Source organism: Mesorhizobium sp. M2A.F.Ca.ET.043.02.1.1, from assembly GCF_003952405.1.
GTDB lineage: Bacteria > Pseudomonadota > Alphaproteobacteria > Rhizobiales > Rhizobiaceae > Mesorhizobium.
The window spans coordinates 223226-239252 of sequence record NZ_CP034445.1 but is presented as its reverse complement, the minus strand read 5'-3'; the positions used below and the strand labels follow the sequence as shown (position 1 = coordinate 239252).

General features: G+C 63.1%; 18 protein-coding genes and 2 tRNA genes. 9 read left to right on the top strand and 11 right to left on the bottom strand.

Going from position 1 to position 16027, the window contains the following annotated elements; genetic code table 11:
* The first annotated feature begins 31 nt into the window (after positions 1-31).
* Complete coding sequence (gene hupB, locus EJ068_RS01165) at positions 32-304, top strand: DNA-binding protein HupB (protein ID WP_027166452.1); 273 nt, start codon at positions 32-34, stop codon at positions 302-304.
* Positions 305-375: 71 nt separating this feature from the next.
* Here the strand turns inward: hupB and EJ068_RS01160 are convergent, their stop codons facing one another.
* Positions 376-1398 (bottom strand): aldo/keto reductase, encoded by a 1023-nt coding sequence (locus tag EJ068_RS01160; RefSeq protein WP_127251583.1) that lies wholly within the window; start codon positions 1396-1398, stop codon positions 376-378.
* Between the two features lie 188 nt (positions 1399-1586).
* On the opposite strand from EJ068_RS01160, the gene EJ068_RS01155 reads away from it, so the two are divergent.
* Both EJ068_RS01155 and EJ068_RS01150 read left to right on the top strand, forming a co-directional pair.
* The gene (locus EJ068_RS01155) at positions 1587-2153 is read left to right on the top strand and encodes an SIS domain-containing protein (protein ID WP_127251584.1); all 567 of its coding nucleotides are present in this window, start codon (positions 1587-1589) and stop codon (positions 2151-2153) included.
* Positions 2154-2156: 3 nt separating this feature from the next.
* A complete protein-coding gene (locus tag EJ068_RS01150; RefSeq protein WP_127251585.1) occupies positions 2157-2900 on the top strand; it encodes a creatininase family protein in 744 nt (247 codons plus the stop codon).
* Between the two features lie 165 nt (positions 2901-3065).
* Here the strand turns inward: EJ068_RS01150 and EJ068_RS01145 are convergent, their stop codons facing one another.
* From EJ068_RS01145 to EJ068_RS01135, 3 genes are all read right to left on the bottom strand, one after another.
* Positions 3066-3983, bottom strand: coding sequence for a carbohydrate ABC transporter permease (locus tag EJ068_RS01145; protein WP_042644446.1), 918 nt, complete (start codon positions 3981-3983; stop codon positions 3066-3068).
* A gap of 8 nt (positions 3984-3991) precedes the next feature.
* Entirely contained in the window at positions 3992-5107 is a 1116-nt protein-coding gene (locus EJ068_RS01140; RefSeq protein ID WP_127251586.1) for a sugar ABC transporter permease, read from the bottom strand.
* Between the two features lie 91 nt (positions 5108-5198).
* Entirely contained in the window at positions 5199-6875 is a 1677-nt protein-coding gene (locus EJ068_RS01135; protein ID WP_126082444.1) for a sugar ABC transporter substrate-binding protein, read from the bottom strand.
* A gap of 288 nt (positions 6876-7163) precedes the next feature.
* Between EJ068_RS01135 and ugpC the strand changes: the two genes are divergently transcribed.
* The 4 genes from ugpC (at position 7164) to EJ068_RS32460 (ending at position 9883) form a co-directional block, all read left to right on the top strand.
* Positions 7164-8222, top strand: a complete 1059-nt coding sequence (gene ugpC / locus EJ068_RS01130) for a sn-glycerol-3-phosphate ABC transporter ATP-binding protein UgpC (protein ID WP_127251587.1) — start codon at positions 7164-7166, stop codon at positions 8220-8222.
* 78 nt (positions 8223-8300) lie between these two features.
* Complete coding sequence (locus EJ068_RS01125; protein WP_127251588.1) at positions 8301-8753, top strand: RbsD/FucU family protein; 453 nt, start codon at positions 8301-8303, stop codon at positions 8751-8753.
* A 4-nt stretch (positions 8754-8757) separates the two neighbouring features.
* Entirely contained in the window at positions 8758-9687 is a 930-nt protein-coding gene (gene rbsK / locus EJ068_RS01120) for a ribokinase (RefSeq protein ID WP_127251589.1), read from the top strand.
* Between the two features lie 97 nt (positions 9688-9784).
* Positions 9785-9883 (top strand): putative RiPP precursor, encoded by a 99-nt coding sequence (locus EJ068_RS32460; protein ID WP_189342102.1) that lies wholly within the window; start codon positions 9785-9787, stop codon positions 9881-9883.
* Positions 9884-9908: 25 nt separating this feature from the next.
* On the opposite strand, the gene EJ068_RS01115 is transcribed toward EJ068_RS32460, so the two are convergent.
* The gene (locus EJ068_RS01115) at positions 9909-10112 is read right to left on the bottom strand and encodes a hypothetical protein (RefSeq protein WP_126082448.1); all 204 of its coding nucleotides are present in this window, start codon (positions 10110-10112) and stop codon (positions 9909-9911) included.
* Positions 10113-10176: 64 nt separating this feature from the next.
* The gene (locus EJ068_RS01110) at positions 10177-11040 is read right to left on the bottom strand and encodes an AraC family transcriptional regulator (protein ID WP_127251590.1); all 864 of its coding nucleotides are present in this window, start codon (positions 11038-11040) and stop codon (positions 10177-10179) included.
* A gap of 146 nt (positions 11041-11186) precedes the next feature.
* Here EJ068_RS01110 and EJ068_RS01105 point away from each other — a divergent pair, with 146 nt between their 5' ends.
* On the top strand, positions 11187-12143 hold the full coding sequence (locus EJ068_RS01105; protein ID WP_127386414.1) for a phytanoyl-CoA dioxygenase family protein: 957 nt from the start codon (positions 11187-11189) through the stop codon (positions 12141-12143).
* 57 nt (positions 12144-12200) lie between these two features.
* Here EJ068_RS01105 and EJ068_RS01100 read toward each other — a convergent pair.
* A tRNA-Val gene (locus EJ068_RS01100) sits at positions 12201-12276 on the bottom strand.
* A 219-nt stretch (positions 12277-12495) separates the two neighbouring features.
* Here EJ068_RS01100 and EJ068_RS01095 point away from each other — a divergent pair.
* Positions 12496-12572: transfer RNA gene (locus EJ068_RS01095), tRNA-Asp, on the top strand.
* Between the two features lie 121 nt (positions 12573-12693).
* Here the strand turns inward: EJ068_RS01095 and EJ068_RS01090 are convergent.
* The 4 genes from EJ068_RS01090 to EJ068_RS01075 all read right to left on the bottom strand — a co-directional run bounded on the left by EJ068_RS01090 (position 12694) and on the right by EJ068_RS01075 (position 16027).
* Positions 12694-13233: a hypothetical protein gene (locus EJ068_RS01090; protein WP_348639306.1), complete on the bottom strand. Its 540-nt coding sequence runs from the start codon at positions 13231-13233 to the stop codon at positions 12694-12696.
* A gap of 116 nt (positions 13234-13349) precedes the next feature.
* Complete coding sequence (locus EJ068_RS01085) at positions 13350-14105, bottom strand: ABC transporter permease (protein ID WP_126082451.1); 756 nt, start codon at positions 14103-14105, stop codon at positions 13350-13352.
* The gene (locus tag EJ068_RS01080; protein WP_128315149.1) at positions 14102-14875 is read right to left on the bottom strand and encodes an ABC transporter ATP-binding protein; all 774 of its coding nucleotides are present in this window, start codon (positions 14873-14875) and stop codon (positions 14102-14104) included. Before EJ068_RS01080 ends, EJ068_RS01085 begins: the two co-directional genes overlap by 4 nt.
* A gap of 99 nt (positions 14876-14974) precedes the next feature.
* Positions 14975-16027, bottom strand: coding sequence for an ABC transporter substrate-binding protein (locus EJ068_RS01075; protein ID WP_189342688.1), 1053 nt, complete (start codon positions 16025-16027; stop codon positions 14975-14977).

Here is a 16027-nt window from a genome sequence, read left to right as displayed (position 1 = left end):
AGTTCCGGTTTTCTCATGGAAGGGAATTTTGATGAACAAGAACGAACTGGTGTCCGCTGTCGCCGACTCCGCAAGCATTTCGAAGGCTGATGCGCAGTCAGCCGTCGATGCGGTGTTCTCCGTGATCACTGGCGAACTGAAGAAGGGCGGCGATGTCCGGCTTGTCGGCTTCGGAAATTTCACCGTGTCAAAACGTGCTGCTTCGACCGGCCGCAATCCGCAGACCGGCGCGGAAGTGAAGATTCCGGCGCGCACCGTGCCGAAGTTCTCGGCCGGCAAAGGCCTCAAGGACGCGGTCAACTAAGACCTTTTTCTTTAAGAGCAGAAAAGCCGGGCTTGCCCGGCTTTTCTTTTTTCAGGTGACAGGCAACCGGCTCAGGCCGTCGGCGCGTCGGCGCGCATCAGGCCTTCCTGTTTCAAATCCGCCCAGAGTGCAGCCGGTAACTTGGTGTCGAGCAGCGCGCGGTTGCTTTCGACCTCTACAGGCCGCTGGCCGCCTGGGATCACCGACATCACCGAAGGATGCTGCAGCGGGAATTGCAGCGCCGCCTCGATCAGGCGCACATTGTGGCGCTTGCAGACGGTCTCGATACGCGCGACGCGATCCAGGATCTCCTTCGGCGCCTCGCTGTAGTTGTAGAAGGCGCCGGGCTTCGGCCCGGTGGCCAGCACGCCGGAATTGTAAGGACCGCCCAGCACGATGCCGATGCCGCGCTTCTGGCAAAGCGGCAGGAAGGACTGCAGCGCTTCCTGTTCGAGCAGCGTGTAGCGGCCGGCGAGCAGGAACAGGTCGAAGTCGCCGCGTTCGGTGAGCGTCTGCGCGACCTGCCATTCGTTGATGCCGCCGCCGAAGGCCTTGATCACGCCCTGGTCGCGGAGCGAAAGCAGCCCGTAATAGCCGGACGACATGAACTCCGCGATGCGGGCATCCGAGGCTTCCTTGCTGCCATGGGTGAAGATGTCGACGTCGTGCACGAAGAGGATGTCGATGCGGTCGACGCCAAGACGTTCCAGCGAGGCCTCGAAGGAGCGCAAGACGCCATCGTAGGAGTAGTCGTAGACTTCCCGGCGCGACGGCGTCTCGAAGAATTTGCCGATGCCGGTGCGCTGGTCCGGCGGGGCAACGCGCATGATGCGGCCGACCTTGCTCGACAGCACATAGTCGTCGCGCTTCCTGCCGCGCAGGAAAGGGTTGAGGCGGGTTTCCGACAGGCCGAGGCCGTAAAGCGGCGCCGTATCGAAGTAGCGACAGCCAGCCTTCCATGCCGCTTCCAAGGTGGCATTGGCGTCCTCGTCGGAGATGGCGCGATAGAGATTGCCGAGCGGCGCCGTGCCGAAGCCGAGTTCGGTGAAGGTGATGCCGCCATTGCCGATGCGGTCGAAATGCCGTGTCTTCATGTCTGACGATGTCCCGGAGTGATTTGTCTGACATGACACTATCACGCCGGTGGCCCAGCAAAAGTGCCGAGGCTCGTTGGACAGCGATTTTCGCAATGGTAGCATGAACAAAAACAAGCCTTTCGCGGCCTGCGAGCCGCCGAATCCGTAGAGACACGCGACATCGCGCAGACAGGGTGAGCCATTCCATGAGCAAAGCCGGATCCGGCATGTTCGCGACCGCGCTGGACGAGCTTGGCGCGGTGCTGGCGCGCACGGATGAAGCCCGGATCGACGCGGCCTGCGCCATGCTGGCCGGCGCCGGCAGGATCGCCGTCTATGGCTGCGGCCGCGAGGCCCTGCAGGTGAAGGGTTTTGCCATGCGGCTCTATCATCTCGGCCTGCCGGTTTCGGTGGTCGGCGACATGACCACGCCGCCGCTCGGGCGGGGCGACGTCTTCCTGGCGAGCTCGGGGCCGGGCGAGACCACCACGGTGCTGACCTTGATGCGGGTTGCCCGCGATGCCGGCGCGAAGGTGCTGCTCCTGACGGCCGAACCGGCAGGCAGCGCGGCGAAACTCGCCGACTTCACGCTGGTCATTCCGGCGCAGACCATGGCCAGCGACCAGGGCGCGGCAAGAAGCTCGGTGCTGCCAATGGGCTCGCTGTTCGAAGGCGCGCTGTTCCTGTTGTTCGAGATCATGGTGCTGAGGCTTCAGGCGCTGACCAATGCGAGGCCGGAAGCCATGCGCGCCAGGCACACCAATATGGAGTAGGGCATGCGCTACGAGCTGATGTTGCCGCACCAGATCCGCAAGGCGATCGAGGAGAACTGGCCGGTCGTGTTGCCGCTTGGCGTGCTCGAATACCATGGCGAGCACATGGCGGTCGGGATGGACACTTTGGCCGTCATCAAGACGGTGGAACTCATCGAGAAGGAGAGGGACCTCGTCATCCTGCCGCCCTTCTATTACGGCGCGGCAAGCTATGCGGTGGCGGCGCCGGAAGGCAGCGGCTCGGTGCAGGTCGGTGGTCCGGTGCTTTCGCCATTCGCGGAGGAATTGTTCTACGGGCTGCTGCGCATCGGCTTCCGCAACATCCACGCCATCATCCACCACCAGACCGAGAATTTCGTGGCCGGCATGCCGACCGACCTCGCCTTCAAGACTGCCGGCCGCCAGGCGATCTTCCGCTTCCTGGAAAAGGAACGCGGCGAGGGCTGGTGGGGGTCGAACACGATGGCCGATTACTATGCCGGCCATGCCAAGGGCGAGAACGTCTTCAACTGGGTGCAGGTGCATCCGCTGATGCCGGCCGCGATGAACGGCAAATACCCGTTCGACCATGCCGGCAAAGGCGAAACCTCGCTGATGCTGGCGTTATGCCCCGAGGCCGTGGACGAGAAGCATTTGGCCGACAACACCGGCTGGTACACGAAAGACGCGGCGGAGGCCTCGGCAGGCCTCGGCAAGATCGGCGTCGCCATGATCCTTGATCATTTGAGGGCCATCCTGGTGCGATAGGCGCGGTTCTTCCTTCTCCCCTTGTGGGAGAAGGTGAATCGGCGCGCAGCGCCGAGACGGATGAGGGGTGTTCCAGCGGAGTGAGACGTCGGCGTTCCCTCGAACACCCCTCATCCGGCCGCTGCGCGGCCACCTTCCCCCACAAGGGGGGAAGGAAAGGTCCAGCTACTTCACGGAGCCCGCCGTCATGCCCATGATCAGATAGCGCTCGAGCGCGATGCCGATGATGGCCAGCGGCGCGATCGCCGCCGTTGCAAGTGCGGCCATCGACCACCAGTTGATGCCTTGCGAGCCGGTCTGGCTCGCCACCATGACGGGGATGGTCTTGGCGTCGGTCGAGGTCAAAAGCGCGGCGAAGAAATACTCGTTCCAGCACAGCACCATCGCCAGGATGAAGGCGGCAACCATGCCCGGCAGCGCGATCGGCATGACGATGCGGAAGAAGGCGCCCCAGATCGACAGCCCGTCGACCAAAGCCGCTTCCTCCAATTCGACGGGAATGGAGTTGAACTGGTCGCGCATGATCCAGATCACGATCGGCAGCACCATCAGCGTGTAGAGCAGCACGAGCCCGATGCGCGTGTCGAGGAGGGCGACTTCGCGATAGAGCACAAGGAAAGGGAGCGCCAGCACGACCGGCGGCAGGATCAGCTGCGACAGGAAGAAGAAGGAGATGTCCTCGTTCCTGAACCAGGCGAATTTGTAGCGGTAGCGGACAAGGCCATAGGCGGCAAGGCTGCCGATTATGATGGCAAGCGCCGACGCGCCGACCGAGGTGATGACCGAGTTCATGAAGCGCTTGAAGAATTCGTCGCGTACCGTCGAGGTCTGGAAGATCGAATCCGGCGAAAGGCCGAGCGAGCGCCAGCCCTTCCAGTCCGGCGTAAAGTCGACGAAGGGGATGAGATGGCCTTGCGTGACGTCGACCGCCGATTTGAACGAGGTGGTGATCGTCCAGTAGATCGGGAACAGGCAGACGAAAGCCCAGAAGACGAGCGCGCCGTAGATGAAGACGCGGCTGGTGATGAAGGCCGCCGGCGAGCGGATCTCAGAAACGGTGTAGTCGGTGGTCTGGACGCTCATGATGCCGCTCAGTTGACGTTGCGCACGAAGCGACTGGCGACTTTCAGCAGCCAGGTCACGAACACGACGATGATGATCAGATAGGCCATGGCGAGCATTGTGCCGTAGCCGACATTCGAGCGGTCGCGATATTCGCGGTAGATGAAGCTCGATACGGAATCGGTAGCGCCGCCGGGGCCGCCCGAGGTCAGAGTGATGATGATGTCGGCGAGCTTCAGCTTGAAGATGATGCGCAGGATGACGGCCGTCACCGACACCGGCAGCATGAGCGGAAAGGTAACCTGCCAGAAGGTCTGCCACGCGGTCGCGCCGTCGACGCGGGCGGCTTCAAGCACCTCGCGCGACATCGCCTGCAGGCCGGCAAGCAGCATGATCATCACGAACGGGATGAAGGTCCAGGCGTCGAGCATCATGATCGAGATGCGGGCTGTGATCGGATCGGAGAAGAAGGCGGGATTGTCCCAGCCGAGATGGCGCGCCAGCGTTGCCGCCGGGCCGAAGCGGTATTCCATCAGCGATTTGCCGACCATCCAGGACACCGCCACCGGCGACAGCATCAGCGGCAAAAGGAAGACGACGCGGAAGAACTTTCGCGCCTTGATCTGCGCGTTGAGCAGCAGCGCCAGGCCGAAGGCGATGACATATTCGACCAGCACCGCAAGCACATAGAGCACCATGTTGAACAGCGCATTGCGGTAGTAGGGGTCGGCCAGCATCTGCCAGAAATTGTCGAGGCCGTTGAACCTGCGTCCGGCAAACGAACTGAGATTCCAGTCGGTCAAGGCGATGTAGAAGCCGAACAGCGTCGGGAAGATCACCATGGCGATGGTGAAAAGCAGCGCCGGCAAAAGGAACAGCGCGCGCTGCCCGTCCTCGCCGCGCGTCAGCACCTGCCAGGCACCGAGTGCTGCACCCCACAGGATGTAGGCATAGATCACCGGCCGCCAAGTGTCGAAGCCGACCGTGGACATCTCGGTCTTGTAGAGGATCTGCACGACGATGATCGTCAGCAAGCCGAGCGTCGCGACGGCCAGCAGGCCCCAGCCGAGGCGCTTGCGGCCTTGCGGGATCAGGTCGGCCGGATTTGCCGGCCACGCATTCGCGGTCGAAGTCTGCTCAGCCACTCTTGCCTCTTAGCGCATCAAACCGGCCGGGCCGGTAAAGATGCGGCCCGATGACGGTGTGCCATCGGGCCGCGACGTCTCATAAACCAGCCTACATGCCGAGCGAGGCTTTGTAGAGCTTGACCTGGTTTTCGCGGCCGATCTGGTCGGTCAGCTTTTCCCAGGCCGCGGCGATGGCGTCGGCTCCTTCCTGCGCCTTCATCTTGCCGGCGAAGGTGTTGGCAAGGATGTCCTCGGCGGCGCTGTAATACTGAAAGATGCCGGGGATGCGCGGCTCGATCGCCGCGTTCGGATGGTTGTAGCTGTCGGCTTCGGACTTCAGGTACGAGCTGATGAACGCCTCGTCATAGCCGGCTGCCACCCATTCCGGAATGTTGAAATGGCTGTTCCGATAGGGCTGGAAGCCGGAAGGATAGGCCGCGCACCACAGCGACAGATCCTTGCCGCCGAGATGCGCGGCGGCCGACCATGCGGCCTTCTTCTTCTTCTCGTCGGAATCGACGCGGGCCATGACATAGACGCCCCAGCCGAGATAAGCGCAGTTCGGCGCATAGTTCGGGCCGCTGGCGAGCTTGTCCCACTTGCCGGTCTTGGAGTTATAGACGTCGTCGGAGCCCGGCAGGATCGAGAAGCCGGTGACGTCGCCGATGACCGAGGAGTCATTGGTCTTCACGTTCGAGCCAACGTCGCCCCACCAGGGGATCATCGAGCCGGTGCCGGCCAGGAACTGCTGGAAGGCGGTCGTGTTCGGATCGGCGTTGATCTGATCGGCCGGTTCGGACGGCAACGCATCGATGACGTCCTGGATGGCGCGCACCCAGGCCGGATTGTTGACGCGCGGCTTCATCGTGTCGGCGTCGAACAGCCAGGCCTTGTCATCGGGATGCTTGGCATAGGCGGTGGCGCGGCTGCCGAGGAAATAGAAGCCGAAACCGCCCCAGGGCTTGGGCGCGTCGAGATAGCCATAGATGTCCTGGCCCTTGAATTTCTTGCCCTTCAGGAACTTGGTGACGGCCTGCACCTGCTGCCAGGTCTTCGGCACGCCCCACTCCGCAAGGCCTGCCTTGTCGCCGCTGTCCGCCTTCCAGGCTGCAGCCAGCTCGGAGTCGGAGAACACGTCGGTGCGGTAGTTGAAATTGTGCGCGTCGCCGTCGATGGTCACGCGATACTGCTTGCCGTTCCAGGTGCCGACCGGCGGCTTGAGATAGTTGACCAGGTCGTCGAAGTCGATCTGCTTTTTGACCCAGTCGGGCATTTCCGAGGTCAAGCCCTTGCCGCAGACATCGCCTTCAAAGGGCGCGCCCATCTCGATGACGTCGAAGTCAACGGTGCCGGTGGCGATCGACTGCTGCAGGCGGGCGTTGTAGTCGGCCTGGGCAAGGTCGATCCAGCTGATCTTGGCGCCCGTATAGGCCTCCCAAGGCTTCAGGAAGCCGCGGAACAGCACGTTGTGCAGGTTCTGGTTGTTGAGGCCCATGAAGGTGAGCTCGACACCGGCGAACTCGCCTTCCTTGACGTTGGCCTTGGTCGCTTCGAGGCAGAGCTCGCCGACCTTCTGGAAGTCGGCGTCGGTCGGCTGGCCTTTGCCGACGCCTGGAATCTGCAGGATCTTCGCCCGCAGGCTGTCATCGGCCGCGGCAGGCCGCGTCAGCGCGCCGAGCCCGGCGCCGGAGGCGGCGGCGATTGCGGCCATCGAGGCCGCGCCCTTCAGCACATCGCGGCGGCTGGCGCCGGCGCGCATCAGTTTTTCGTACAGGTCGACTCTCATCTACAGGTTCCTCCCAGAACAACAGCGATTGAATTGAAGTGCCAATCTCTCGGACGTGGAAACGTCTCTCGGTTCTCCTCGATCATACGGGGACGTGGGACCCCACCCTGCGTCGCCGAAGCTCCGATCTCAGGGTAACAGGCCTGCGTCGGATTGGCACTCGCCACTATTCGCGTAATCGATTACCTTGTCAACAAGATTGGCTTTTTATCTATAAGGTACCGACTTGCCGTTGCCCTTGGCAATGGCTAGCTTCACCGCAAAAGATCAAAAGATAAAGGGGAGACGATGGCTCAAGTCGCGATCAGCAGTGTGGCCAAGGCGTTCGGAACCGTCAAGGTCCTGCATGAGGTCAGCGTCGATATCGCCGACGGACAGTTCGTCGTGCTGGTCGGCCCTTCAGGATGCGGCAAGTCCACGCTGCTGAGGATGGTGGCCGGGCTGGAGACCGTTTCCGGCGGCACGATCTCGATCGGCGAGCGCGTCGTCAACAACCTGCCGCCGGCCAAGCGCGACATCGCCATGGTGTTCCAGAATTACGCGCTCTATCCGCACAAGACGGTGGAGCAGAACATGGCCTTCGCGCTGAAGCTGCGCGGCACCGATCCAGCCGTCGTCGCCGAGCGGGTCAAGCGCGCCGCCGACATCCTCGACCTCGCGCCCTATCTCAAGCGCTACCCGCGCCAGCTTTCGGGCGGCCAGCGCCAGCGCGTCGCCATGGGCCGCGCCATCGTGCGCAATCCGCAAGTGTTTCTGTTCGACGAGCCGCTCTCCAACCTCGACGCCAAGCTGCGCGTGCAGATGCGCACCGAGATCAAGGAGCTCCACCAGCGGCTGAAGACCACGACGATCTATGTCACCCACGACCAGATCGAGGCCATGACCATGGCCGACAAGATCGTCGTGATGCGCGACGGCCGCATCGAGCAGGTCGGCGCGCCGCTGGAACTGTTTGACCGGCCCGCCAATCTGTTTGTCGCCGGCTTTATCGGCTCGCCGGCGATGAACCTGCTCAAGGGCACCGTGTCGAAGGGTGAGAAGCCGGTCGTCGACATCGCCGGCACGGCGTTCCCGATGCCCGCCAACAGTGCCGGCGAGGACGGTCAGGCCGTCGTCTACGGCGTACGCCCGGAGCACCTGGAGATCCATCCCGACGGCGTCGAGGCCAAGATCTCGGTTGTCGAGCCGACCGGCTCGGAAACCCTGGTGTTCGTGCGCTTCGGCGAGGGCGAGATGGTGGCGCTGTTTCGCGAGCGCCACGACTTCAAGCCGGGCGATGCGCTGAAGCTCAAGCCTCGTCTCGACCAGGTCCACCTCTTCGACGCCGAAACCGGCAAGCGACTTTAGATCTTTACACAATTCCGGACGGAAAACCGCCTTTCCTGGAATTGCTCCAGACCGCACACAGACTTCCGGGAGGAAACCATGCTCAAAGGGATCAATCCGCTGCTCAATGCCGATGTGCTCCAGGCGCTGCGGGCGATGGGCCATGGCGACGACCTGATCATCGCCGACACCAATTTCCCATCCGATTCGGTGGCGCGGCAAACTGTGCTCGGCAAGCTCTTGCGCATCGATGCGACGGCGGCCGACGCGGTGAAGGCGGTGCTGTCGCTCTATCCGCTGGATACGTTCGTCAACGATGCCGCGGCGCGCATGGAGATCGTCGGCAAGCCGAACGAGATCCCGCCGGTGCAGAAGGAGGTCCAGAAGGAGATCGATGCGGCCGAGGGCAAGCCCTGGCCGATGATCTCGATCGAGCGCTACGCTTTCTACGAGCGCTCCAAGAAGGCCTATTGCGTGATCCAGACCGGCGAGCGCCGCTTCTATGGCTGCTTTGCCTTCCGCAAGGGTGTCGTGCCGCCGGATGCGGAGTAAGGACATGGCCGCCGGCAAGCCTGTTGTCATCCTCGGTGTGTTCGTCGCCGACACCGCCTATCGCGCCGATCGCCAGCCGCGCATGGGCGAGACGATCCTCGGCAATTCCTTCAAGCTCGGGCCGGGCGGCAAGGGCTCGAACCAGGCGGTGGCGGCCGGCAAGCTTGGCGCCGACATCACTTTCCTGACCAGGCTTGGCGTCGATGCCTTTGCCGACATGGCCAAGCAGACCTGGAGGGATGCTGGCGTCAAGAGCGCCGTGATCGACACGCCGGCCAGCTATACGGGTGCTGCCTATATCTTCGTCGAGGAAGGCACGGGCAACAATGCCATCATCGTCAGCCCGGGCGCGGCGATGCTGATTTCCCCCGCAGACATCGAGACGCATGCCGGCCTGATCGGCTCCGCCGGCGTCTTCGTCACCCAGCTCGAGCAGCCGATCGACGCGGCCTTGAAGGCGCTTGAGATCGCGCGCGGGGCAGGGGTGACGACCATTCTCAATCCCGCGCCGGCCGCGAGCCTGCCGGACCGCATCTACACGCTCTGCGACTATATCACGCCCAATGAGACCGAGGCCGAAGGGCTGACCGGCATCAAGGTGTCGTCGGTCGACGACGCCCGCCGCGCCGCCGACGCTCTGCTGGCCAAGGGTGTCGGGGCCGTCATCGTGACGCTGGGAGAAAAGGGCGCGCTTCTGCACAGCAAGGACCGATCCGAGCATGTCGGCGCCGTCAATGCTGGCCCGGTGGTCGAGACCACCGGGGCGGGCGATGCCTTCAACGGCGGTCTTGCCGCCGCTTTGGCAAAAGGCGTCGAGCCGCTGGAGGCCGTGCGCTTTGCCTGCGGGGTCGCCGGCATTTCGGTGACCCGCCCCGGCACCGCGCCGTCTATGCCGACATTGCAAGAGGTCGAGGCGCTGCTCGCGAAGGCATGAACTCGTAGTTCGGCCGGTTTATTAGCGGCCCCTTGACCGGGAACGCTCCTGAAGCGAGCGCGTTCATCCTCCTGGTTTGCAACGCCGGAACGGCAGGATGAAGAAATCGTACGAAAAACCCACGCTCGTGAAGCGGCAGAAGCTCACCGAACGGACGGCCCAGATTGTCGCTTCCGGCGTCGTCCTGGGCGAATGATTTCCTTGATCGGGCTTGGATAGCGCTACAGAATCCTGCTGGTCAGTTCCAGCATCGTCGTTGCGCCTTGCTCGCTGCCGGGCATATGCACGACGCGAAGGACGCGGAGGTCCCTGTTCGTTCCCTCGACCGGTATCGACACGCTTTCGCCGACCCGCGGCAATTCCTGGAAAGCGAGCTCGTCGACATCCCTCTCCTCGTCGATGGAAATCCGACATCTCACAGCCATCTGACTTCTCCCGTTTTACCCGAGGGCTGAACGGGACAAGGTTGAAATGGTTCCGAGAAGGCCCTCAGTTGGCAAACCTGCCGCGATATTCGCGCGGCGTCAGGCCTTTTAAAGCCTTGAATTGACGTCCGAAATTGGCCAGCGACCGATAGCCGACCTGCTCGGCGATGTGGGCGATCTGCTTGTCGCCCTCCGTCAGGAGGGCGCAAGCCTTGCCGATGCGCAGCCGTGTCACATACTCAGTCACGGTCAGCCGCGTGTGTCGGGTGAACATCCGGTGAAAGCCCGACGGGCTGAGCGCGGCGAGGCGCGCGACACGGTCGATCCTGAGCTCATCAGTATAGTGCGTGTGCAGGTGGCCGAGAACACGGTCTATGCGCGCGCCGCTCGAGGCGAGGGTGGACTGGGGCGAACGGGACGGCGCCGTGAGCGGCTCGGCCGCGTCGTCCTCGGCCAGCGCCAGCAGCACCGCAATCAGGTCGAGCAGCCGGTCCGCGGGCGGCTTGTCGAAGATCGCTTCGATCCGCGCCCTGACACGCCCGGTCGCAGCTTGCGAGAATTTCAGCCCGCGCGCCGATCTTTGCAGCAGGCCGGCTACCGGTCGCAGTTCCGTCAGAAGACCGGTCAATCCACGCGCCCATTCGGGCCGGAACCAGATGACCATGACCAGATGCGGCTTGCCGCCATCGAGCTTGCTCGTCGACGACCAGGTGTGCGGCAGGTTAGGACCGAGCAGCACGAGATCGCCATCGTCATAGCCGCCGACATGGTCGCCGACGAAGCGGCATCCGCGCGAGTTGAGCGTGAGCGTCAGCTCATATTCCGGATGATGGTGCCATTCGAACGGAATGGTCGGGTCGCGCGGCACCCGCACCATCGACCATGAGGCGTCATCGGCGACGGTGACTTTCTCCAGATATGGCTTCACAGCCGGCCCCTGAGAATTCGCCTCGAACGGCGTTTGAATGATAATGGACGCCAGAATAGTATCATTCTGTGCCTGTTAGCGACAACATGCATGTCCGCCGTTCGGTTAGCCTCGTGTTTGACAGGACAACGTCGAGGAGGAAATCGATGGCCCACGCGAAAAACATCACTAAGGACGATCACCCAACATCCAGCCGGGCGACGACCCAACTGTCCAAGATCAGGAAAGTGCTTCCGCTGCGCGTGCTTTCGGACGCCGATTTCGCGCACTGGCAGAGGCGGGGCTTCGTGATCGTGCGCGATGCGGTGCCAATGGAAAATGTCGAGCGTCTCAAGGCACTGCTTTGGGAATTCGAGGAGAAGGACCCCAACGATCCGGCGACCCGGGACGTCACCCAGCGGCGCGACTATGCGCTGAAGGAAATCAACAATGCCGGCATGGTCGAGATCTACAATCATCAGTTCCTGTGGGATAACCGCATGGCGCGGCGCGTCTATGATGCCTTTGTCGATATCTGGGATATGGAGGATCTGTGGGTCGCCATCGACCGCGCCAACCTCAACACGCCCAACAAGGGCAGGCGCGCATCTCCCGGCTTCATCCATTGGGACGCCGACACCTCGCTCGAGCCCAAGCCGATCTCGGTGCAGGGTGTGCTTTCGCTGGTCCATCAGGACGGCGGCGATATCGGCGGCTTCCAATGCGTGCCCTATCTGTTCGAACATTTCGACGAATGGGTGAAGACTCAACCCGCCGACCGCGATCCGCATCATCCGGATATGAGAGGGATCGAGGACAGGATCGAGAAGCTCGAGCTCTTCCCTGGCGACCTGATGATCTTCAACTCGCTTCTGGCGCATGGCGTGGCGCCGAACACGTCCGACGACAAGGTGCGAATGGCCCAGTATATCTCCAAGTTCCCCGCCGATGAGAGCAATCTTGTCGAGCGCGAGGCGCGAATCCGCTCTTGGCGCGAACGCGAGGCGCCGCAGCGCGCCGGCTTTGCCGGCGATCCGCGCAGCTGGGAGAAGAAGCATGCCGAGACGGCAAAGCTGACGCCGCTCGGCGAAAGGCTGCTGGGGGTGGTCAGTTGGAACTGGTAACGTCGGGAGATTGATACGGCGACGGTTCCGCCGTCCTGCATCGGCTGTTCGGCGGACTGGTGGGCGATGACGGGCTCGAACCGCCGACATCTTCGGTGTAAACGAAGCGCTCTACCAACTGAGCTAATCGCCCGCTTGAGCGCGGACCTTTAAGCAGTTAGGGCCGCGTTCGCAAGGCCAAATGAACAGACCGGTGCGCCCGCCATCAGGCGGATTTCCCCAGCCTCGACGCCGTTGTCAAAAAACCTTCTCCTGTTTGTTGTTATGCTTGAATGCCGCGCTTGACACCTGCAAACGAACCCCTTATCCACCGCCCCAACGACGAACACGCCTGACACGTGCTCGTCAGTGCGCGGGTGTAGCTCAGTCGGTTAGAGTGCCGGCCTGTCACGCCGGAGGTCGCGGGTTCGAGCCCCGTCACTCGCGCCATCATCCTTGACAGGATCGATCGGAAAATCGGCTTATCCGGCGCATTTAACGCGCGTGCGGGGCTGTATTAAGCGGCAGCGGGGCCCCTGCGGGGCCGCCACCTTGTCGAGGGCTCAGGTCGCTACTGCCTGACGTAGCAGCGTTTGTGAGCGCCTGGAGCGGGATCATCGCCGAAAGCGTCGTTGCTGCAGCGAACGCCGTTCCTGAAGACGTCCTGCGTGTATTGGCCACGTGCGCCGTATCTGACCATCGCGCGGCCGCGGAAATCGCAGAACTCACCCTCCCTGGCGCAGGCGACCCATTCGCCGCGGTCCGGGCGCGAGCCGTAGTCATCGTCCCCGTAATCATTGTCATCGCCATAGCCGCCGCCACGCGCCACGAAATAACAGGCCTTTTCGCGGCCGGGGGCCGGGTCGCCAAAAACGCGATTCGAGCAAGGGACGGCTCGACGATCGAAAAACCGGGAGGTCATTCGACCGCGCGCGCCGTAGACCACTTGCGTGGGGTAGGGCAGGCGGCAAATACCGCCCTCATTCGCGCATCGCCGCAGCTGCTGTGCCGACGCGGTGGCAGGGAACAGGGCCGTAGCGGCCGCGGCCAAGCTGACGAGGCAGATGAAGGCCAGCGTTGCTCGGATCGAGACGTGAAAAGTTCTTAACACGAATTGTCTCCCGGTTTGGTTGTGCTGCGGCATCCTACAGCAGGCGGATTAAATGCGCGATGAATGCCTGATCGGAGGCTATTGTTAACTCGGGCGGCCCTACGGGCGGCCGGGGCTCAATATCTAATGATCCGCCGCTCAACGAGGACCACCAGGCAGAACAGCGCGATCGACAGCGATGACGAAAGAACGATCGCGGCGTAGAGCCGGTCGGACTGATAGTTGAAGGTCGCCTGGATGATCAGCGCGCCGAGCCCTTTGTCCGAGCCGATCCACTCGCCGACGATGGCGCCGATCACGGCGGTGGCCGACGCGATCCTGAGTGACGAGAACAACATCGGCAGAGCACGGTGCAGGCGCAGGCTCCAGAAGATCTCCGAGCGCGTCGCCGACAGCACCCGGAACAGCTCGTGTTCGTTGTCGCTGGCCGAATCGAGGCCGCGGATCATGTTCACCAGCGTCGGGAAGAAGCAGATCACCGCGGCGATGACGATCTTCGGCGTCATGCCGAGGCCGAAGATCAGGATGATGATCGGCGACAGCGCCAGGATGGGGATGGTGTTGAAGAAGAGCACGATCGGGAAATAGGCCGCCTGCAGGACGCGGCTGTGGACGAAGAGCACGGCCAGCAGCACGGCAGCGAGATTGCCGATGACGAAGCCGGCCAGCGCCTCGATCAGCGTCGGCCGCAGATTGTCGATGAGGAGCGCAAAATTCCTTTGGAAGACGCCGAAAATCGCCGTCGGTGTCGGCACGATATAGGCGGGCACGCCGAGCAACGGCAAAAGATATTGCCAGGCGAGCAGGATCGAAGCCGCGCCGAGAACGGGGAGCGCGGCCGTCATGTGCGGGGAGAGCGGCGCCTGTCTCACGATGCGCGCTCCAGCGCCGTTCGCAGATCGGCCATGGCGGCGACGATCGCCGCATCCTCGCGCTTGCAGCGATTGCCTTCCTGCTTGAGAGGCCGCATGTCGAGGTCCTTGACGACACGTCCCGGATTGGCGGCCAGCACGATGACGCGCTCGCCGAGATAGGCTGCTTCGGCGATCGAATGGGTGACGAAGAGGATGGTCGTGCCGCTGCGCCGCCAGAGCGCCAACAGCTCGTCGTTCAATCGGTCGCGCGTGATCTCGTCCAGCGCGCCGAAGGGTTCGTCCATCAGAAGCAGTTTCGGTTCGCTGAGCAGGGCGCGCGCGATCGCCACGCGCTGGCGCTGGCCGCCGGAGAGCTGATGCGGCAGGCGCTCACTGAGGGCGCCGAGCCCCATCAATTCAAGCAGTTCCGTGCTGCGATCCTCGATCTTGCGTGTCAGGCTGCGCAGGCCGACGCCAAGCGGCAAGCGCACATTGTCGCGCACCGTGCGCCAGGGAAGGAGGGTCGAATCCTGGAAGACGAAGCCGACATCGCGCCGCGAGCGCACCGTATGCGGCGTCTCGCCAAGCACGCTGATCGTGCCGCCGAGCGGATCGAGCAGGTCGGCCACCACCCTGAGCAAGGTCGACTTGCCGCAGCCTGACGGGCCCAGGATCGACAGGAAGGAACCGGCCTCCACGGTGAGGTCGAGGCCGGCGAGCACTCTGACGGCCGTCTGCCGGCCGCCATAGCCGACATCCAGCCGTCGCGCTTCGATCGCGTGCGGCATTAGATCAGCACAACGTCTGATTGGACCGTCATGCTGATCTAACTCTCAGTTGGAGCATGATTTTTTCCAAAGCCGGTTCCCACCTCTTGAGATCATGCTTTACGCGGCGGGCGCGTCGAGCTTGGGCCGGTCGGCGGCCGAGAGTTCGAGTATCTTGGTGGTGTAGGCCTCGGCGGCCGCCGGGCGACCGTTTGGATACTGGCCAACCTTGTCGAGCAGCGCCAATTGCTCCTCTATCGAGGCCGGGTCGAACGTGCCCCAGCCGTCCTTGGCGGTGGCGCCGTCAAAGGAGAGTTTCAGCACCAGATTGACGGTCTTTTCCTCCCAGCCAAGATCCATTTCCGGATAGGCGGCGACCATCTTCTTGACCGCTTCCTGCGGATTGGCATGCACCCAGCCCCAGCCTTTGCCCACGGCGCCGATGAACTTCGCCAGCGTCTCAGGATCCTTTTCGATTGCCGCGTCGGTAGCGAAATAGACGTCCGCGTAGGAGCTCAGCCCGAGGTCGCGCGTCAGAAGGTCGATGCGGTCGTCGCCGACGACGCTGAGCGCCTGGGTGTTGGTGATCCAGCCGCCGATGGCATCGACATCGCCGCGCACCAGCGGCGCCTTGTCGAAGCCGACATTGACGATGGTCACCTCCGACGAGTCGATGCCGTTCTTGGCCAGGATCTCGTCGATGACGAAGCGCGCCGTCGGCTGGATACCGATCTTCTTTCCCTTGAGATCGGAGACACTGCGGATCGGCTTGGCCGGTTTCGAGGTCAATGCGTAAGGACCGGTACGGAAGCCGCAGGCGATGATCTTGATCGGCACGCCGCTGGCGCGGGCAGAATATAGCTGCGGCGTTTCCGAGAATTGCCCAAGCTGGGCGGCGCCCGAAATGACCGGCGGCACGGTCGACGCGTTGGGGCCGCCGGGGCTGAACTCGACCTCCAGCCCAGCGTCCTTGAAATAGCCGTTGGCGACGGCCGCGATATCGCCGATCTGGCCGTTGGATATCAACCAGTCATACTGGATGACGACCTTGCCCGCGGCCTTGGCGCCCGGCGTCAGCAGCAGCTGCATGCCGGCAGATACGGCCGCCACCGCTGCCATGCCGCCTTTCACGAATGCACGGCGGTTCAATTCAAAGTCCCTGTTCCCATTCAT